This is a genomic window from Microtetraspora malaysiensis (assembly GCF_001528665.1).
In the GTDB taxonomy this organism is placed as follows: Bacteria; Actinomycetota; Actinomycetes; order Streptosporangiales; family Streptosporangiaceae; genus Microtetraspora_A; species Microtetraspora_A malaysiensis.
The window spans coordinates 1-17,742 of the sequence record NZ_BBYJ01000027.1; the positions used below are offsets into that span (position 1 = coordinate 1).

A 17,742-nucleotide genomic window follows, 5' to 3' on the forward strand; every position below is an offset into this window, starting at 1 on the left:
TGGGTGGCTGGTTGTGTGTTTCATAGGGTTACGGCGGTTATAGCGGTTGGGAAACACCCGGTTACATTCCGAACCCGGTAGTTAAGCCTTCCAGCGCCGATGGTACTGCACTCGGGAGGGTGTGGGAGAGTAGGACGCCGCCGGACAATTTTTGTGAGGAAGGGCTGCCCCCTTGGGGGTGGCCCTTTCTTCGTTTTCGGGGTTGTTTCCTCGTGGTTGGTTGGTTGGGGTTGTGGTCGCCGCTCGGCTGGCGGTTGTGGGTGTTTTGAGGGGTCCGGTGGGGCCCCTTTTTTGTTTTGGGGCTGTTCCTTCCGGGGTGGTGCTGCCCTTAGCCGGAGCGCAATGGTCGAGCGGCTACGGCAGTGGCTTTGTGGCGGGGGTATGCATCCTGGGAAGGAACCGTCTGGTGAGGACGTCGTGGTGCTGAATGGCTGAGACGGGGTACCAGGCGCAGGCAGAGAATGACGGAGGGAACGCTCATGGCTGATCCGCCGACGACCGGGATGATGCACCACGTCGAGCTGTGGGTGCCGGATCTGCGCCGAGCTCTGGTCGGTTGGCAATGGCTGCTGGAAGTCATGGGCTACACGCTGTTCCAGGAATGGCCTGAAGGCCGTAGCTGGCGGCTGGGATCCGCCTACATAGTCCTGGAGCAGTCTCCTGCCCTCACTGACGGGCGTCATGATCGCTGGCGGCCTGGCCTGAACCACCTGGCCTTCCACGTCGAGAGCCAGATCCTGCTTGACGCTCTGGTCGAGCAGGCACCCGCGCACGGCTGGACGCTGTTGTTCCCTGAACGTCACCCCTACGCAGGCGGCGGTCAGCACTACGCCGCGTACTTGGAGGACGCGGACGGGTTCGAGGTGGAGCTCGTCGCCGGCGATTTCTGAGGCCCCGTTGTCACCCGGTGGAGACCGACACGAAGCGGGTTGGTGCCTCACGGTGCGGTGCGTGGCTCGGCGTGCCAGGCCTGGTGCAGCACTTCTTGGAACGACGGCGCTTCAGGCATGGGCACGGTGCCGATCCGGTGTACCGGCACCCCCGGCGTCCATGAGTTCATCACCACGGCCCCGGCCAGCCGCGGCAGGTCAGCGGGCGTTACCTCCTGGACACGCTGGGGTATGCCAAGGAGATCCAGCTGGCGGCGAACGATGGCCATCGTGGTCCCGATCAGCATCTCGGCCTCCGGCCACACCACCGCCGTGCCGTCCCAGAAGGCCAGATTCCAGATTGTCCCCTCGCTGAGCCGGCCCCGGCGGTCGACGAAGGCGGCGTCATCGAAGCTCTGCCCGACGGCCTGCCGAAGGAGGTAGGTCTTGGCCACCTCTCCGACGTGCTTCACCGCTGGGAGTACCCGTTCGTGCTCGACCACCGCCAGCGCGAGCGGGCCCTGTGGACCGTCTGCCGCCGGTCCGGTGCGTACCAGCAGTTCGGGCTCCAGAGCAGCGTCGGCTGCGGTGAACTCGCCCGCCGACGAGTACACGGTGGCCGTCAGCGAGAGGTCGACGGGTCCTGCCTCCAGGGCCTTCCGTAGGAGGGCCCGCACTCGGTCGTGGGGCAACGCGCGCCCGAACAGCTCCACAGAGGCTGAGCGCAGCCGGTCCAGGTGGAGGTCCAGTCCCCGGACCCGGCTCCCGCGTACCTGCATGGCGGTGAAGTGGGCGTAGCCCGCGAAGGCGAGCGGCGCCAACTCCGCAGCGCTCGCGGCCTGGCCGTTTCGTTGTACGACAAAAGACGGCATACCTCGCTCCAGTGGTACAGATTGCTTATGCGGACGGAATGCCCGCTCACGAGGTGACGTTAGGGCGTGACATCGGTGGCAGGGTCAACCGCAGGTGGAGTGAGCCGCATGCTGATCGGGGAGTTGTCCCGGCGTACCGGGGTCAGTCGGCGGCTGCTGCGCTATTACGAGGCGCAGGGCCTGCTTGATACCGAGCGCGGTTCGAACGGCTACCGCTACTACGACGAGGAGTCAGTCGTCACTGTGCGGCAGGTGCGTGGGCTGCTGAACGCGGGTCTGTCGACCGAGGTGATCCGTTCGGTACTGCCATGTGCGCGGGGCGAGCGCCCGGACTTCGAATGGTGCGCGGAACTGTGGGACATCCTGAACGGGGAGCTCGCGGTCATGGACGAGCGCATCGACGGCCTCCAACGTAGCCGCGGCAGGCTGGCCGACTACCTGACGCGCTCCTGATCATCAGGACAGCGGAGCCGGCCGTGGGTGCGCCCCTGTGGCTACCCGGGCGTCGACTGCGTCCGTGCGGCGTGTTCTTGGGCGTCGGAAAGCTCGTCACCGTGCTCGAGAATCCAGCGCCCGAGCGCCCGCATGGGGCCGTCAACCAGGCTCTCGCCCAGGTCGGTCAGGCCGTAGTCGACGCGAGGCGGGGCCGCGGAGTAGGCCCGTCGGTCGACCAGGCCGTTGGCGAGCAGGCGGTGCAACGTCTCGGTCAGCACCTTGTCGCTGATGCCGCCGATCGCGGAGCGCAGCTCGCGGCGTCGATGCGGACGCGAACGTAAGGCCGCGAGTACGACGGGATCCCATGTGTGGGCGAAGAGGTCGATGGCCGCGCGCAGGCGGCAATCGGCGACCAGTTCGTCGCAGTGCGCCTCGTGATCACTCATCCTGCCTTCTATTGTCGTGCGTTCGTCATGCACTGATCGGTGCGTAACGGGCTTACTACCGTGGCCCCAACGATCTCTGCTTGGGAGAGGAGAGAGACCGATGCGAATCGGGATCTTGGGGACCGGAACACTGGCGGAGGCGCTGGGTGAGGGCTGGGCCCGCGCAGGACATGAGCTGGTGATCGGTGGGCGGTCGCACGCCAAGGCGCGGACGCTCGCTGATCGGCTCGGCCGGGACGTACGCGCTGTCGCGCCGCGTGAGGCGGTCACCGGACGGGATGCGGTGCTGCTCGCGGTGTCATGGGACGGCGTCGATGAGATGCTGCGAAGCGCGGGCGCGTCCGAGGGCTTGTTGGCGGGGACCCCGTTGATCGATCCCACGAATGCCGTCGAGCACGGTGTCGGTGTGTCGCTGCCTGGTCGTGGTGAGGCGATGGCTGAGCGAATCGCCGCACTCGCTCCGGGAGCACATGTCGTCAAAGCCTTCCACCTGTTTCCGGCTGAGCAGTGGACCGGGGCGCCCGGCAAGGACGAGCGTCCGGTGACGGTGGCGATGTGCGGCGACGATCCGGCGGCGTTGCAGGTGGTCAGCACGCTGGTGCGTGATGTGGGCGGGGTGCCGGCCGTTTTGGGCTCGCTGGATCGTGTCCGTCAGCTTGAGGAGGTCGCGGGCTTCGTCATCGGGCTGGCCTTCGCGGGCGTTGATCCCGCCTCCGCCGTTCCGCGTGTCCCGTCACCGGCAACGCCACCACCTGCCACGGAATCTCTTGGGTAAGTCCGTGTCCCAGCTCGTAGTCCCGCCATGGGCTCAACGCCCATGGCGGCTCCGGTCGTGCGCATCGTGCCGGTGCGCGGCGAGAGCTGCTTGGCGAGGAGGCTCTCCTGTCCCAGCTTCGCCGACCAGTAGGGCGCCAGGACGCAGTGGGCCGAACCCGTCACCGGGTCCTCCGGGACGCCCACCCGAGGGGCGAAGAATCGGGAGACGTAATCAGCCTCGTCGGCGGGGCCGGCGGGAGCGGTGACGATGACGGCTCGGACGTCGAATGCGGACAGCGCGTCGATGTCAGGGGTCAGATCGCGTACCACTTGTGATGACTCGACCTCGGCGAGGAGATCGGTACGGCCCATTCCGGTCCACCGTACGGGCACTCCGAGGGCCTCGGTCAAACCGTTCGGCTGGGTGATTTCCGACGGGGAATGCGCCGGGAAATCCATCGCTATGGAGCCGCCTTCCGACTGACTGGCGGCGAGAATTCCACTCAGCGTCGTAAATTCGATCGTGTTTTCGGCGAGGCCGGTCGAATAGAGCACATGCGCCGCGGCGAGGGTGGCGTGCCCGCAGAGCGCGACCTCCACCGTCGGCGTGAACCAGCGCAGCGAGTAGCGTCCGTCAGCGTCCGGGCCGAGCACGAACGCGGTTTCCGAGTGGCGCATTTCGGCGGCGACGGACTGCATCCAGGAATCAGTCGCCGAGGCTTCCAGCAAACAGACGCCCGCCGGGTTACCCTTGAAGGGTTGGTCAGTGAACGAATCGACGGTGAAGACGCGCATAGGGGCGATGCTATCGACGCCTCGAATGCGGCCTGGCGCGGGGGCGTACGCCAGACAAAAAGAAATGCAAGTCGGGCGTGTCGCCCGGCTGGGGCCGAAATGGTTGGTTACCGTCCTTTCTATCGGGGTAGCCCAGTGCGGCCGGATCTCGGGGAGGGGATGTACCTATGGGGGCAGTGCGCAAGGTGGCGAGCTACCTTGGCCTGGGTGGCGTTGAGCAGTACGACGAGCCCTATGGCGACGAAGAATACGAGGATGACTGGATGCCGGCCTCGGAGCGGGCGGCCAGGCGCTGGCAGCCTACGGAACAGCCCGCGCGGATCGTGATGGTGCGTCCGCAGAAGTACGACGACGCCTTGACGGTGGGACGGCATTTCCGCGAGGGCCACACGGTGGTCATGGACGTGGTCGGTATGTCGACGGCCGAGGCGACGCGGATGGTGGATTTCGCGGCCGGCCTCGCGTACGGCTGCGAGGGCCGGATCGAGCGCATCGCGGAGAAGGTCTTCCTGTTGACCCCCGCCAACGTCGAAGTCTCCATGATCTGACGCCGAGCCGGGAACCCGGGCCGTACATTCGCCCGTCCCGGCTCGGCCGTACGGCTGGTGCGCAACCAGAAGCCCAGAGATCAAGCGCCCGCCGACGCACGACCCACAGAGACCCGAAACCCCGACGAGATCAGGCGGCCCGGGGGCCGCGGCGGAGCAGGCGGGTCAGCTCCGTGAAATCCTCGGTGGCGGCGTCGGCACGCTTCATCGACTCTCGCGCGTGCTCGTGCAGTGCCCACACCGCGCCTTCGGCGGTCTCATGAAGCTCGGCGAGCCGGGCCTGGACGTGGTCGAGATCGGCCTGCTCCTGGGCCCTGCGCCGCCACAGTAGGAATCCACCCCACAGCGCGATGGCGACCCCGGCGAGCGGGGCCGCCAGCGAGATCGCGAAGCCGACGCCGAGCAGGACGACGCCGACGGCGATCAGCACGTACCCCAGCCAGTTGCCGCGCCGTTCCGGCACTGACTCGGTGACGATGCCGTGCTCGGCCGCGTGCATGGAGTCGCGATCGGGCCCCTCGGGACGGAGGATCACCGAGTGCCCCAGCACGGGGACGGTCATCGTGTCGGGCGGCGGCTCCTGGGCGGCGCGCAGCAGCGTCTCCGCCGCCTCCTTCACCGCGGGAGCGGCGACGTGGAGGGCGAGCGCGGCCAGGTGGGGCTCGGCGCCGGGCTGGACGTCCTGGAGCAGATGGCCGCGAAGCGAGCTGAGCGGCCCCTCGTGGCCGTCCTGCCCGATCAATGCGCGGAGCACGGCGAGCGGCTCGGCGTCCGGCCACACGGAGCCGGACACGATCTTGGAGGCGGTGGCGGGCTGCCGGGAGGCGGTGATCTCGGCGCAGCGCTCGCGCAGCCGGTTCAACCGGCCGGCGGCCCTGACCGGGCCGCAGATCTCGGGGAGCTCGGCCAGTTGGGGAAAGCCGGTGAGCGCCTGCGGCACGACCGGCGCCGGCTCATCGGGGACGAGGGCCTCCAGCCAGCGCTCGTCACCGGCCGGTACGGCCACCGCGTCGAGCTTGCGGAGCACGAAGATCTTGCCGACCGGCCCGTACGCGCCGCGCGCCGCGGCGAGCCACACCGCGCGCTGGCCGGAGGTCACCGGGTGGTCGTCGCTGAGGTCGCCGAAGGCGGTGCCGAGCCAGGAGGCGTGGATGCGGTCGCCGTGACCGGCGACGGCGAGGGCGAGGCAGAGGAACAGCGCGGTGCGTCCCTCGTCGAGACCGGCGGCGCGGGAAAGCGGCTCCATGGCGTCCTCGCCGGCGAGCGTGAGGATGAGGGCCTGGACGGCGGGGGCGAGCCAGTAGCCGGGCATGTCGGCGATGTCGGGCGGCAGGCTGGGCGTGCTCCCGTCGGCGGCGAGGTGGACCAGGAGCGCCTCAGCGTACCGATGCAGCTCGGTGGTGTCGGCGAGACCCGCGACGTCGGGGTTCTTGCTCAGGTCCATGCTCAACGCAGAACGCTCCCCGAGAAGGTGACGAAGTGCCGCCGACTGACGACCGCTCCTGGCGATGGCCACAGGTTGCGGGATCGGAGGACACTCCCTTGACCGGGTCAAGACTAGACCGTCGTGGCGGCATATCTGGACGAGACGCGCCGAACGGCGACGCGGACTTGCGCCCCGCCCGGGGCTGGTCGCTCCGGGCGGGGAGGAGCGTCACATCCGCTCGGGGACCTCGATGCCGAGCAGGTGGAGGCCCTGGAGCAGAACGCGCAGGGTCAGGGCGGAAAGGGCCAGACGCGACTGCCGTACGGTCTCGTCCTCGGCCTTGAGCACCGGGCAGCTCTCGTAGAACGACGTGAACGCCTGGGCCACGTCGAAGAGGTGGTTGCACAGCCGGTGCGGCTCGGACAGCTCGGCGACGGTCTCGACGACCGAGCCGAAGCCGAGGAGCTGCAGCGCGAGGGCGCGTTCCGCGGGCTCGCCGAGGACGATCGGCCCGTTCACCGTGGCCGGGTCGATCGAGCCGTTGCGGAAGATCGAGCGGATCCGGGCGGTGGCGTACTGCAGGTACGGCCCCGTGTTGCCGGTCAGGGCGAGCATCCGGTCGAAGTCGAAGACGTACTCGCTGTCGTGGCTGACCGACAGGTCGGCGTACTTGACCGCGCCCATGCCGACCTGCTGCGCGATCGAGCGGCGGGTGGCGGCGTCGTAGCCGCGGTCGGCGATGACGGCCTCGGCCCGGACGACGGCCTCTTCAAGCAGCTCGGTCAGCTTGACCGACTCGCCGCTGCGGGTCTTGAACATCTTGCCGTCGCTGCCCAGCACGCTGCCGATCTGGATGTGCTCGGCGCTGGTGTCGTCGGTCAGCCAGCCGGCCATGCGCGCCGAGGCGAACACCATCTGGAAGTGCAGCGACTGTGTCGCGCCCACGACGTAGAGGATGCGGTCGGCCTTCAGGTCCCGTACGCGGTACCGGATGGCGGCCAGGTCGGTGGTGGCGTAGCCGTACCCGCCGTCGCTCTTGCGGATGATCAGCGGGAGCGGCTGGTCGTCGCGCCCGGTGAAGCCGGGCGGGAAGACGCACAGCGCGCCCTCGCTCATGACTGCGACGCCCGCGTGCTCCAGCTCGTCGCAGGCGTCGGTCAGCATCGGGTTGTACATGCTCTCGCCGGCGATGTCGTCGTCGGTGAGGGTGACGCCGAGCTGCCGGTAGACGCGGTTGAAGTAGCGCTGGGTGTATTCGATGAACTCGCGCCAGAGCCGGAGGGTGTCGGGGTCGCCGCCCTGCAGCATCGGCACCCGGCGGCGGGCGCGCTCCTCGAAGTCGGGGTCGCTGTCGAACTTGCGGCGGGCCTCCTGGTAGAAGGCGTTGCCGTCACCGGCGGCGAGCCGCTCCAGGGACTCCTCCTCGCCGATGTCGAGCAGGTGCTCGATCAGCATGCCGAACGGCGTGCCCCAGTCGCCGAGGTGGTTCTGCCGGATGACCCGGTCGCCGAGGTGCTCGTGGGTGCGCGCCAGCGTGTCGCCGACGATCGTGGTGCGCAGGTGACCGACGTGCATCTCCTTGGCCGCGTTGGGCGCGGAGTAGTCGATGACGACGGTCTTGGGAGCGGGCTGCGGCACGCCGCTCCGCTCGTCAGCGAGGAGGTGGTCGGCCTGTGCGGCGATCCAGCCGTCGTTGAGGGTCAGGTTGAGGAATCCGGGGCCGCTGATCTCGACGCGGATGTCGGTGGTGTCGAGCGCGTCCACCAGGGCCTGGGCGACCTCCCGCGGCGCACGTCGCAGCCGCTTGGCCAGGCTGAGTGCGACGTTCGCCTGGTAGTCGGCGAACTGGGAGGGCCTGATCAGCGGGTCTTCGCCTGAGTACTCCTGGCCGAAGGCGGTGCCCAGCGCCTGCTGGACCCGCGCGGCGAGTACGTGCTGCGGGTCGGTCATGCGCCAAGTTTATCGATGGTGGTCCACCGGTTTTCCAGGTCGCGAGGCCGTTCACCAGAGCCGATGGGATCTCGGGATCGAGGCGATCCGCTCTCCGATGCGGGTGACGATCTCTCCGGCGGCGAGCCGGGCGGCCAGCTCGCAGGCGGCGGCGATGCCCGCGGCCCTGGACGAGCCGTGCGCGATGACGACGGTTCCGTTCAGGCCGAGCAGTACGGCACCGCCGGTGGCCTCGGGGTCGAGCCGGCGGTAGAGGCGGCGCAGCCGCGGACGTTGAAGCACGCCGCCGAGCCGGGCCACGGCGCTCTCGTCGATCGTCTCCCGGAGCTGGCCGAAGGCGTATTTGATGCTGCCTTCGAGGGTTTTCAACGCGACGTTGCCGGTGAAGCCGTCGGTGACCACGATGTCGGCGCGGCCGATGAGGAGGTCGTGACCCTCCACGTTTCCGACGAAGTCGATGCCGGGCGTGGCGGAGAGCAGTTCGTGGGCCCGCTTGACGAGCTTGTTGCCCTTTCCGGCCTCCGAGCCGATCGTGAGTAGCCCGACGCGGGGGTGGGGGAGGTCGAGGGCGACCTGCGCGAAGGCCACGCCGAGGTGCGCGAACTGGACCAGCATCTCCGGCTTGGCGTCGGCGTTGGCGCCCGCGTCGAGGAGCACGGTGGGCGTCGGCTGGGTGGGCAGGGTGACCGCGATGGCCGGGCGTCCGACGCCCTGCTGCCCGCGCAGCCGCAGCTTGCCGGTGGCGACCACCCCGGCGGTCGAGCCGGCCGACACGAGGGCCGACGCGTCGCCGCGTTTCAGCAGGTGACAGGCGACCGCGATGCTGGAGCGGGGGCGGCGCAGGCTGGCGAGCGCGCCCTCGTCCATGGAGAGGGTCTCCTCCGCGCGCACGATCGGGATCTCGGAGGTCGCGTCGTGCGCGGCCAGCGCCTCGTAGAGCAGCCGCGGCTGGCCGACGAGGACCACCGAGACGCCGCGTTCCCTGACCGCCTGGACGGCTCCGGCCACGATCTCACCGGGGGCGTTGTCGCCGCCCATGGCGTCGAGGGCCACCGGAAGCCTGCCGACTGGAGCCGGGTCTGGCGCAACGCGGTCCAATCGGTTCACCTCACGAGTCTGCCACCTGCGCGGATCGTTGGCGCGAGCGTAGACCTTACGTGGGGGTGGGACGGTCAGCTGTGCCAGGGGGAGTGCACGTCGGTGACCACCCGGGACAGGATGATCTTTCCGAATCTGGCCTTCCCCGTCACCCGGATGAGCGGCCCGTCTCCCTCGTGGCCGCCCGAGACGTGGCGCTTGGAGAACAGCGCGCTGCCCTCGTCCACGATCCGCGCGTTCTCGGGGACGCGGACGATGAGCTTGCCGCAGAACGAGTCGAGCTCGAGGGTGATCTCGCGGCCGGGAAGCACGGCGTCACGCAGGTCCACGATCAGGGCGCCGAAGGTCGAGCGAAGCCGGGTGTGCCGCCCGGCGACCCAGCGGCCGCCCCGGATGACCTTGCTGAAGACCGCGGCCACTTCCTGGTGTTCGGTGGCCGGTGCCGGTGCCCGGGAGGCCTCGGTGAGGTCGGGGATGTCGCGGGTCAGGGGGACGAGGTCGCCGATCGTTACGGCGCGATAGGCCGCGTCGAGCCGGTCCGCGTGCTCTGTGGAGGTGAGACGACCGGTCGCCAGCGCCTCCCCGAGGGCGGCCGCGACCCTGTCCCGGTCGGCGTCCGAGGCCCGCTGACCTGCGTCTCTGTCGCCATGTGGGGTTAAGGAAGTCACATCCGCACGATACCCCTTTTCGCGATATGTCGCGAGATCTCGCCGGATGTGGCAGAACCTCACAAGGAAGTTTCCCGGGTGTGGAGCCTGCGGTGAGGCGGTCCCCTGGGGTTATATGAGAACCTCAGACGCGCGACGGGGGTAGTTGGTTTACACAGTTCCCAAAACCTACCTAGAAAGGAAGGCCGAGTGATCTTTAGCGAAGGCAGACGCGGCTTCCGGGCCTACACCACCAAACATCTCGACGAGCTTCTCGGCCGCGGCGGCCTCGACGAGCAGGCCCGATTGCGGGTGCGCGCCGTGGCGACGGTCCTGCCGTTCCGCACGAACGCCTATGTCGTCGACGAGCTGATCGACTGGTCGTCCATCCCCGACGACCCGATCTACCGGCTCGTCTTCCCGCAGGAGGACATGCTGCCCGAGGCGGACGTCTCGCGGTTGGCGGCCCTGCTGCGCGACGGCGCGCCGGCGGCGCGGGTCCAGGAGGCGGCCCGCGAGGTCCGGATGCGGCTCAACCCGCACCCGGCCGGACAGCTCGAACTCAATGTGCCCCGGGTGGACGGCGAGTCCGTCCAGGGGCTGCAGCACAAATACCCCGAGACTGTCCTGTTCTTCCCCAAGCAGGGACAGACTTGCCACGCGTACTGCACCTATTGCTTCCGCTGGGCGCAGTTCATCGGTGAGCCCGACCTCAAGATGGCCTCCGACGACATCGGCAACCTCGTCGAGTACGTCAAGGCCCACCCCGAGGTGACGAGCGTCCTCTTCACCGGCGGCGATCCGATGATCATGAGCGAGGCGGTGCTCCGCCGGTACATCGAACCGCTGCTCGGGCTGGAGCAGCTCGAGTCCATCCGCATCGGCACCAAGTCCCTGGCGTACTGGCCGGACCGGTTCGTCGGCGACCCGGACGCGGACGCCACTCTCAAGCTCTTCGCCGAGGTGGTCGCCTCGGGCAAGAGCCTCGCCTTCATGGCGCACTTCTCCCACCCCCGCGAGCTCGAACCCGACGTCGTGCAGAAGGCCGTCGAGCGGATCCTGGAGAGCGGGGCGACCATCCGCACCCAGGCGCCCCTCATCCGCTCCATCAATGATCGGCCCGATGTCTGGGCTCACATGTGGCGGCGGCAGACCACCATGGGCATGATCCCCTACTACATGTTCGTCGAGCGGGACACCGGCCCCCAGGACTACTTCGCGGTCCCCCTCGCCGACGCCCACCGTGTCTTCCGCGACGCGTACGCCCAGGTCTCCGGGCTGTGCCGTACGGTCCGGGGGCCGTCCATGTCGGCCACCCCCGGCAAGGTCTGCGTCGACGGCGTCACCGAGGTCGCCGGTCAGCGCGTCTTCGTCCTCCATTTCATCCAGGCGCGCGATCCCGAACTGGTCGGGCGTCCGTTCTTCGCCCACTACGACCCGGACGCGGTCTGGCTCAGCGACCTGAGACCGGCCTTCGCGGACCGTTTCCCCTTCGAGACCCCCGGCGCCCCCGGCCCGCTCAGCGCCTGATTCCGTCCGGATTCGGCATCGAGGGCGCTCCGTCGCGGGCCCTCGTAACGGCCTGAATCATCAAGCGCGAGGAAAATCTGTTCGCCCGGCCTGGGAGACGCGTTTACCGTGCCTTTCTCCCAGGCCGGGGATCGCTTCCTTTGATATCCCGATGAAACGGGATTCCTGGTGATGACTGGAAGGTGATCGCTAGTCCTCTGATTTCCGGAAATTCCGGTCATTTGCCCTGGTAGAGCCCTGGACCTGCATGACGGACCGATCGCCGAGAAGGGTGATAGAAATTCCGTCCGTAGCTGAGTCCTGACCGGCGACGTACGCCGGCACACGAGGGATAAATTCCCGCTCTCGTGAAATGGGCTATGAACCGGGGGAATTATGAATCGAATCATTAAGGCTGCCGCGGTCCTCATCACCGCCGGCATCGCGGGCATGTCCGCCCTGCCGGCCCAGGCCTCGGCCGCTGACACCGGCGACGCACAGCTCGCGGCCGTCACGAGGGTGCTCGCCGACGTCCGCGCCGACGTGGTCGCCGGCGCGACCGGCTCCCTCCAGGGCCAGCTCGCCGCCGTGGCGAACATCGCGGCCCACGCGGACGCGACCGTCAACGCGACGGTGGCGGCCCAACTCGCCGCGACGGCCAACGTGGCGCTCGGCGCGGTCGCCAACGTGAACGCGAACGTACAGGCCCAGCTCAACGCCGCCGCCAACCTGACGGCGGGCGTCTCCGCCGCGCTCGCCGCCAACGTGAACGCGAACGTGCAGGCCCAGCTCACGGCCGCCGCGAACATCTCCGCCGGCGTCGCCGCCACCCTCACCGCGAACGTCAACGCCGCCGCCCATGTCGCGGTGAACGCGCACGCATTCGTCGCGGCCCAGCTCGCCGTCGCCGCCAGCGCCGCCGCCAACGTGGCCGCCACCCTCTCCACCGCCGCCACCGTGCCCCTATCCGCCGGTGTGGCCGTCGTCGCGGGCGTCAGGATCCCCGTCGTCGTCCTCGTGGGCGACGTGCGGGCCTTCGTCGCCGCCCACGCCGCGCTCGCCGCCAACGTGAACGCGGCCATCAACGTCGGCCTCGTGGCGAACCTCAGCGCCCTCCTCAACGTGAACGTCTCCGTCAACGCCCTCGCCGGGGTCAGGGTGCTGGTCCCCGGCACGGCCACCACCCTCAACACAGTGAAGTCGACCTCGTCGACCGCCATCACCCGCGCCAACGGCTGGACCAGGACGGTGACCACGACCGTCGTGCCGTGGAACGCGGTGACCGTGGTCAAGAGCACCGAGACCACCACCCGCACCTCCCGCACGCCGACCTACATCCGGTCCGGCAGCTGAGCGATGAGGGAGTGCTGACAAGGCACTGAGAGCACGAGAGAGCCGGTCGGCGCCATCCAGGCGCCGACCGGCTCTCTCTTTGCCGCCCGCCTCGGCGGCGCCGTCCCCGGCCGTGATGGAAGAGCGGGGACGGCTACCGCGACGACGGGCGCGGGATCAGATCAGTTGTACGAGCCGCGCAGGCAGGTGCGCCGCCCTATCTCCGCCTGCAGCCGGGCCATCTGCCAGTGCAGGTCGATGAGCTGCTCGGCGATCAGATTGAACGGAAGCTCCGAGGGGTCTTCGTCGGCCAAGTGGTCGATCGCCGTCGCGAGGTCACCCATCCCGCCCTCCGATGTCCTGGTCGAATCTACGTTCGAATCATAGTGGAACGCCGGGCCGGCCGCATCAGGTTTCGTACGTCGGCGCGATGTAGCCGCGGGCGAGCGTGTTCGCCGTGATGTTGAAGCCCACCACCGCGGGCGGCGTGTCCTCGTCCACCCCGAGCTTCTCGACCTTCAGCGCGTGTACGGCGAAGAGGTAGCGGTGCGGCCATCCGGGCGGTGGGGCGGCGCCGCCGTACGTCCGCTGGCTGTAGTCGTTGCGCCCCTGCGCGGCACCCTCGGGGAGGCCCGCGAAGGCGGGGGCCGTCCCCGCGCCGGTCGGCAACTCGGTGACGTCCGCCGGGATGTCGTAGACCAGCCAGTGCCAGAACCCGCTGCCGGTGGGCGCGTCCGGGTCGAAGCAGGTCACCGCGTAGCTCTTCGTGCCCTCGGGCGCCCCCGACCAGCGCAGGTGCGGCGAGAGGTTCTGCCCGCCCATGCCCCAGTCGTTGAACACGTGGGCGTCGGACAGGCGCGCGCCGTCCCGCACGTCGTCGCTCTCGACGGTCAGGCTGGGCACCTGCGGCAGGTGATCATAGGGAATCGGCGGCTGCGTCGGCACGATCCGTCCTCCGATGGTGAGACGTCATGGTCGTCTCCCATCCTGGTACGGCCGCCGCCCCGGCCGCCACTGACCGCGCTCAGCGGCCGATCAGGCCTTGTTGTACGCGGCGAGGACCTCGGTTGGGTCGCCATCCATCTTGATCTTGCCCTTGTGCAGCCAGATCACGCGGCTGCAGGTGTCCTCGATGACGTCGAGGTTGTGGGCCACGAGGAAGACCGTGCCGGCGGACTCGCGCATCTGCTTGATGCGCTTCTGGCTGCGCTTCTTGAACTCGCGGTCGCCGGTGGCCAGGGCCTCGTCGATGAGGAGGACGTCGTGGGTCTTGGCCGAGGAGATGGCGAAGCGGAGCCGCGCCCCCATGCCCGAGGAGTAGGTGGACATCGGGAACTGCACGAACTCGCCGATGCCGGAGAAGTCGACGATCTCGTCGTACTTCTCACGCAGCTCGTCCGGGGACATGCCCATGGCGTAGCAGCCGAGAACGATGTTGCGCTCGCCGGTGAGCTCCTTCATCAGGGCCGCGTTGACGCCCAGCAGGGACGGCTGGCCGTCGGTGTAGACCGCGCCCTTGTGCGGCGGGAGGAGGCCGGCGATCGCCCGCAGCAGGGTCGACTTGCCGGAGCCGTTGCGGCCGACGATGCCGATCGCCTCGCCGTGCCGGGCCACGAAGGAGACGCCCTTGACGGCGTGGACCTCCTTCATCTGGGGACGGCCCTGGCGCCGGACGATGCGCATGAGCGCGTTGGCGGCGTTGCCCTTCTGGGAGTCGCTGGCGGCGCCGTAGACCTTGTAGACGATGTGGAGGTTGTCCACGATCACCGTGGGGGTCCCGAGCTCCTGGGCGGGCTTGGGCGCCGGTGGCTCCGAGGGCTTGGGCGCGGGTTTCTTCGAGGGCTTGGGCGCCGGGGATTCTTCCTGGGCCACGTGGGACGACTCCTTGGTCAGCTCAGCCACGTCCGTACCTCTCCTCGGCCCGCCAGAAGTACCAGAAGCCGACGATCAGTGCGAACACCGCCCAGAATACGCACGTTATCCAGGCCCAGCGCTCGGGGAACCTCTGGTAGATCAGCAGATCGCGCATGAACTCGATGTAGCCCGCGGCCGGGTTGAACTCCAGGGCCCAGCGGAGCACCTGCGGCAGGTTCGCGGTGCGCTCCGTGATGCTGTAGAAGACGCCGGAGGCGTACAGCCAGGTGCGGGTGATGAACGGGAGGAGCTGGTTCATGTCGCGGACGAACGCGCCGACGCGGGCCATGAGCAGGCTCACGCCCATGTTGAAGACCAGTTGCAGGGCCAGCGTGACCGGGATCAGCAGCCAGAGCCAGGTGATCGGCATCCCCATGAGGAGGATGAGCAGGAAGAGCACGCCCATCGACCAGGCGAGCTGTTGCAGCTCCTGCACCGCATAGGCCAGGGGAAGCGAGGCGCGGGGGAAGTGCAGCGCCCTGATCAGCGACAGGTTCGACGAGATGGACTTCGCGCCGCCGGTCACCGTCCGCTGGGTGAAGGTGAAGACCATGACCCCGGTGATGAGGAACGCGGGGTAGTTTTCGATGTGCTTGCTCTGCCCGAGGATGACGCCGAACATCAGCCAGTAGACGGCGGCGTTGAGCAGCGGGGTGAGCACCTGCCAGAGCTGGCCGAGCGCCGACTCGGAGTACTTCGACACGTTCCTGGACGTGGCATACGTCAGGATGAAGTGCCTTCGCGTCCACAATTGGCGCAGGTACGCGGGCAGGGTGGGGCGCGCGATGGCGCGTCGCAACCCGTGGCGCTTGGCGAGCGCGGCCAGCGACTCCGGCGCCCCGCCGCCCGCCTGGGCGTCCGCGACCGCGGAATCCGGCTGGCTCATGGGATGGACTCTATTGGATGGTGATGAGTAAGAGACCGGTGATGGTCATCCGTTGGTCTCTCATGGATGTCGGCCACGACCGTCGCGGGGTGCGGGGCCGCGGCTTGGTCAAAGGTAGCCCAGCGAGTCATGGTATGGGCGCAACGGCACGACGTCCGGTGCCATGAGGCGTCCGATGCCCCACCAATCGCGTCCTATGTGTACCTTATAGGGTGATTTAGGCTTCATAGCGGCATTTGGCCAGGCCTTGTTGGTATGCGTATGACGCCCCGCCGACGCACGTGTGACCGAACTGCAATGCGCCAGAGACTCCTCTGGTGCGCGGAGTGAGGGATGCTCGCGAACGACTGGCAGGGTGTCAGCAGGTTTGGCCATGTGTGCAATCGAGGGAACCTCGCCACCATCAGAGGGACCCCCGCGGGTGACGGGGCAGGCCCGCCAACGCCCATCCTTAGAGGGAGGATCAATCCACTATGCGCGTAGCTAAGGGCGCACAGATCGTCGCCGGCACTGCGCTGCTTGCGCTGGGTGTCGCCGCGTGCGGCGGTGGCGGCAGCAGCACTGGCGGCAGCGGTGGCGGAAGCAACCCGCGCGCGGCCGACGGCACCGTCTTCATCCGCGGGTGTGAGCCCCAGACCGGCTTCGTCCCGGGCAACATCAACGAGGTGTGCGGCGGTACGATCAACCAGTTCGTCTTCGACCAGTTGATCAAGTACAACAGCGACACCGCCGCCCCTGAGCTGAGCCAGGCCGAGTCGATCGAGAGCCCGGACAACAAGGTCTGGACGATCAAGCTCAAGCCGGGCCTGAAGTGGAGTGACGGCTCGCCGGTCACCGCCAAGAACTACGTGGACGCGTGGAACTACACGGCGTACAGCCCGAACGCGCAGAACGGCGGCTGGTGGTTCGGTGGCGTCGAGGGCTACTCGGACGTGGCGACCGAGGACCCGGACGGCCCGGACGGGCCGAAGGAGGCCCCGAAGCCCAAGAGCGACAAGATGTCCGGCCTTGAGGTCATCGACGACCTGACCTTCAAGGTGACGCTGACCGCTCCCGAGGCGGTGTTCCGCACCAAGCTGGGCTACACCACCTTCTCCGCGCTCCCTGACGCGTTCTTCAAGGACCCGAAGGCGTTCGTCAGCAACCCGGTCACGAACGGCGCCTTCAAGTTCGTGAAGTGGGACCACAACTCGCAGATCGTGGTTGAGGCCAACCCGGACTATGTGGGCACCGAGAAGCCCAAGGTCAAGAAGATCGTCTACAAGATGTACAAGGACGACGACGCGGCCTACGCGGACCTGGTCTCCAACAACCTCGACTTCACCGAGCTCATCCCGCCGTCGGCCCTCGCCGGCGACAAGTGGAAGAGCGACCTCGGCGACCGCGCCATCGAGGGCCAGCAGGGCGTCATCCAGACGGTCACCTTCCCGCTGTACGACAAGGAGTTCGGCGGCAACGCGGACTTCCGCAAGGCCGTCTCCATGGCGATCGACCGGAAGACGATCACCGAGAAGATCTTCAACAAGGGCCGCACCCCGCTGGACGGCTGGATCTCCCCGCTGGTCGACGGCTACAAGACGCCGGGCGCCTGTGGCGAGTTCTGCGCCTACGACCCGGCCAAGGCCAAGGAGTACCTCGACAAGGCCAAGGCCGCGGGCTACACCCCGCCCAAGGAATACCCGATCTGGTACAACGGCGACTCCGCGCACAAGGAGTGGGTGGACGCCACGGCCAACAGCATCAACCAGGCCTTCGGCCCGGACGCCGGCGTGACCTTCGTCGGCAAGGCGGTCCCGACCTTCGCCGAGTTCCGTGACATCATCACGACGCACAAGATGAAGGGCCTGTTCCGCACCGGCTGGCAGATGGACTACCCGCACATCGAGAACTTCCTGAACCCGCTGTTCAAGACGGGCGCGGGCTCGAACGACGGACTGTTCAGCGACAAGGAGCTCGACGCCAAGCTGCACGAGGCCGACACCGCGACCGACCCGGCCGACTCCATCGCCAAGTACCAGGAGGCCGAGGCCATGCTGACCAAGGAGATGAACGCCATCCCGCTGTGGTCCTTCGGTCTGCAGGCCGGCACCTCCAAGTGGGTGACCGGGGTTAAGGTCACGCCGTTCGGCGTCCTCGACCCTCTCTCCATCGCGATCAAGGAAGCGTAGGCTCGCCTCGCATGCGCCACGAGGCCGGTTCCTGACCGGGGCCGGCCTCGCTGGCTGTTTGTAATGATCACGCAACGTCACGTGATCATCA

Annotated in this window: 17 protein-coding genes, 1 rRNA gene and 1 pseudogene; 8 read left to right on the plus strand and 11 right to left on the minus strand. The window is 68.3% G+C overall.

Annotation, left to right across the window (positions count from 1 at the left end):
* Positions 1 to 29 precede the first annotated feature (29 nt).
* Positions 30 to 146, plus strand: a 5S ribosomal RNA gene (gene rrf / locus AWQ71_RS31025).
* 333 nt (positions 147 to 479) lie between these two features.
* Positions 480 to 890 carry a VOC family protein gene (locus AWQ71_RS31030; RefSeq protein WP_067140059.1) on the plus strand — a complete coding sequence of 137 codons (411 nt, stop codon included), beginning with the start codon at positions 480 to 482 and terminating at the stop codon, positions 888 to 890.
* A gap of 47 nt (positions 891 to 937) precedes the next feature.
* Here the strand turns inward: AWQ71_RS31030 and AWQ71_RS31035 are convergent, their stop codons facing one another.
* Positions 938 to 1,741, minus strand: coding sequence for an aminotransferase class IV family protein (locus AWQ71_RS31035; RefSeq protein WP_067139792.1), 804 nt, complete (start codon positions 1,739 to 1,741; stop codon positions 938 to 940).
* 108 nt (positions 1,742 to 1,849) lie between these two features.
* On the opposite strand from AWQ71_RS31035, the gene AWQ71_RS31040 reads away from it, so the two are divergent.
* Entirely contained in the window at positions 1,850 to 2,194 is a 345-nt protein-coding gene (locus AWQ71_RS31040) for a MerR family transcriptional regulator (protein WP_067139795.1), read from the plus strand.
* A 41-nt stretch (positions 2,195 to 2,235) separates the two neighbouring features.
* Here the strand turns inward: AWQ71_RS31040 and AWQ71_RS31045 are convergent, their stop codons facing one another.
* Positions 2,236 to 2,622 carry a winged helix-turn-helix transcriptional regulator gene (locus AWQ71_RS31045; RefSeq protein WP_157570680.1) on the minus strand — a complete coding sequence of 129 codons (387 nt, stop codon included), beginning with the start codon at positions 2,620 to 2,622 and terminating at the stop codon, positions 2,236 to 2,238.
* 100 nt (positions 2,623 to 2,722) lie between these two features.
* On the opposite strand from AWQ71_RS31045, the pseudogene AWQ71_RS44025 reads away from it, so the two are divergent.
* A pseudogene (locus AWQ71_RS44025) lies at positions 2,723 to 2,998 on the plus strand (NAD(P)-binding domain-containing protein); the annotation flags it as partial.
* Between the two features lie 275 nt (positions 2,999 to 3,273).
* Here AWQ71_RS44025 and AWQ71_RS31050 read toward each other — a convergent pair.
* Entirely contained in the window at positions 3,274 to 4,173 is a 900-nt protein-coding gene (locus tag AWQ71_RS31050; RefSeq protein ID WP_067139800.1) for a PhzF family phenazine biosynthesis protein, read from the minus strand.
* A 167-nt stretch (positions 4,174 to 4,340) separates the two neighbouring features.
* Here AWQ71_RS31050 and AWQ71_RS31055 point away from each other — a divergent pair, with 167 nt between their 5' ends.
* Positions 4,341 to 4,721, plus strand: a complete 381-nt coding sequence (locus AWQ71_RS31055; RefSeq protein ID WP_067139803.1) for a cell division protein SepF — start codon at positions 4,341 to 4,343, stop codon at positions 4,719 to 4,721.
* Between the two features lie 130 nt (positions 4,722 to 4,851).
* On the opposite strand, the gene AWQ71_RS31060 is transcribed toward AWQ71_RS31055, so the two are convergent.
* The 4 genes from AWQ71_RS31060 to AWQ71_RS31075 all read right to left on the minus strand — a co-directional run bounded on the left by AWQ71_RS31060 (position 4,852) and on the right by AWQ71_RS31075 (position 9,863).
* The gene (locus AWQ71_RS31060) at positions 4,852 to 6,165 is read right to left on the minus strand and encodes a hypothetical protein (RefSeq protein ID WP_245658652.1); all 1,314 of its coding nucleotides are present in this window, start codon (positions 6,163 to 6,165) and stop codon (positions 4,852 to 4,854) included.
* A gap of 210 nt (positions 6,166 to 6,375) precedes the next feature.
* Positions 6,376 to 8,097, minus strand: coding sequence for an arginine--tRNA ligase (gene argS / locus AWQ71_RS31065; RefSeq protein WP_067139806.1), 1,722 nt, complete (start codon positions 8,095 to 8,097; stop codon positions 6,376 to 6,378).
* Between the two features lie 51 nt (positions 8,098 to 8,148).
* Positions 8,149 to 9,195, minus strand: coding sequence for a phosphate acyltransferase PlsX (gene plsX, locus AWQ71_RS31070; RefSeq protein ID WP_281196334.1), 1,047 nt, complete (start codon positions 9,193 to 9,195; stop codon positions 8,149 to 8,151).
* Positions 9,196 to 9,269: 74 nt separating this feature from the next.
* Positions 9,270 to 9,863: a DUF1707 SHOCT-like domain-containing protein gene (locus tag AWQ71_RS31075; protein WP_067139812.1), complete on the minus strand. Its 594-nt coding sequence runs from the start codon at positions 9,861 to 9,863 to the stop codon at positions 9,270 to 9,272.
* Between the two features lie 189 nt (positions 9,864 to 10,052).
* On the opposite strand from AWQ71_RS31075, the gene AWQ71_RS31080 reads away from it, so the two are divergent.
* Together AWQ71_RS31080 and AWQ71_RS42095 are read left to right on the plus strand one after the other, a co-directional pair.
* On the plus strand, positions 10,053 to 11,372 hold the full coding sequence (locus AWQ71_RS31080) for a KamA family radical SAM protein (protein WP_067139815.1): 1,320 nt from the start codon (positions 10,053 to 10,055) through the stop codon (positions 11,370 to 11,372).
* Between the two features lie 375 nt (positions 11,373 to 11,747).
* Entirely contained in the window at positions 11,748 to 12,704 is a 957-nt protein-coding gene (locus AWQ71_RS42095; protein ID WP_067139818.1) for a hypothetical protein, read from the plus strand.
* A gap of 161 nt (positions 12,705 to 12,865) precedes the next feature.
* Here the strand turns inward: AWQ71_RS42095 and AWQ71_RS42840 are convergent, their stop codons facing one another.
* The 4 genes from AWQ71_RS42840 to AWQ71_RS31100 all read right to left on the minus strand — a co-directional run bounded on the left by AWQ71_RS42840 (position 12,866) and on the right by AWQ71_RS31100 (position 15,483).
* Entirely contained in the window at positions 12,866 to 13,027 is a 162-nt protein-coding gene (locus AWQ71_RS42840; protein WP_169806678.1) for a hypothetical protein, read from the minus strand.
* A gap of 64 nt (positions 13,028 to 13,091) precedes the next feature.
* Positions 13,092 to 13,628, minus strand: a complete 537-nt coding sequence (locus tag AWQ71_RS31090; RefSeq protein ID WP_067139821.1) for a YbhB/YbcL family Raf kinase inhibitor-like protein — start codon at positions 13,626 to 13,628, stop codon at positions 13,092 to 13,094.
* Positions 13,629 to 13,718: 90 nt separating this feature from the next.
* Complete coding sequence (locus tag AWQ71_RS31095; RefSeq protein WP_439650381.1) at positions 13,719 to 14,450, minus strand: ABC transporter ATP-binding protein; 732 nt, start codon at positions 14,448 to 14,450, stop codon at positions 13,719 to 13,721.
* A gap of 127 nt (positions 14,451 to 14,577) precedes the next feature.
* The gene (locus AWQ71_RS31100) at positions 14,578 to 15,483 is read right to left on the minus strand and encodes an ABC transporter permease (protein WP_067139825.1); all 906 of its coding nucleotides are present in this window, start codon (positions 15,481 to 15,483) and stop codon (positions 14,578 to 14,580) included.
* Positions 15,484 to 15,956: 473 nt separating this feature from the next.
* Here AWQ71_RS31100 and AWQ71_RS31105 point away from each other — a divergent pair, with 473 nt between their 5' ends.
* A complete protein-coding gene (locus tag AWQ71_RS31105) occupies positions 15,957 to 17,651 on the plus strand; it encodes a peptide ABC transporter substrate-binding protein (protein WP_067139828.1) in 1,695 nt (564 codons plus the stop codon).
* Positions 17,652 to 17,742 lie beyond the last annotated feature (91 nt).

Excerpts from the sequence above, each read along its gene's own strand:
- AWQ71_RS31100 (WP_067139825.1), bottom strand. The coding sequence starts at position 15,483 with ATGAGCCAGCCGGATTCCGCGGTCGCGGACGCCCAGGCGGGCGGCGGG.
- argS (WP_067139806.1), bottom strand. The coding sequence starts at position 8,097 with ATGACCGACCCGCAGCACGTACTCGCCGCGCGGGTCCAGCAGGCGCTG.
- AWQ71_RS31045 (WP_157570680.1), bottom strand. The coding sequence starts at position 2,622 with ATGAGTGATCACGAGGCGCACTGCGACGAACTGGTCGCCGATTGCCGC.
- AWQ71_RS31105 (WP_067139828.1), top strand. The coding sequence starts at position 15,957 with ATGCGCGTAGCTAAGGGCGCACAGATCGTCGCCGGCACTGCGCTGCTT.
- AWQ71_RS31035 (WP_067139792.1), bottom strand. The coding sequence starts at position 1,741 with ATGCCGTCTTTTGTCGTACAACGAAACGGCCAGGCCGCGAGCGCTGCG.
- AWQ71_RS31040 (WP_067139795.1), top strand. The coding sequence starts at position 1,850 with ATGCTGATCGGGGAGTTGTCCCGGCGTACCGGGGTCAGTCGGCGGCTG.
- AWQ71_RS42095 (WP_067139818.1), top strand. The coding sequence starts at position 11,748 with ATGAATCGAATCATTAAGGCTGCCGCGGTCCTCATCACCGCCGGCATC.
- AWQ71_RS31060 (WP_245658652.1), bottom strand. The coding sequence starts at position 6,165 with ATGGACCTGAGCAAGAACCCCGACGTCGCGGGTCTCGCCGACACCACC.
- AWQ71_RS31050 (WP_067139800.1), bottom strand. The coding sequence starts at position 4,173 with ATGCGCGTCTTCACCGTCGATTCGTTCACTGACCAACCCTTCAAGGGT.
- AWQ71_RS42840 (WP_169806678.1), bottom strand. The coding sequence starts at position 13,027 with ATGGGTGACCTCGCGACGGCGATCGACCACTTGGCCGACGAAGACCCC.
- AWQ71_RS31030 (WP_067140059.1), top strand. The coding sequence starts at position 480 with ATGGCTGATCCGCCGACGACCGGGATGATGCACCACGTCGAGCTGTGG.
- AWQ71_RS31055 (WP_067139803.1), top strand. The coding sequence starts at position 4,341 with ATGGGGGCAGTGCGCAAGGTGGCGAGCTACCTTGGCCTGGGTGGCGTT.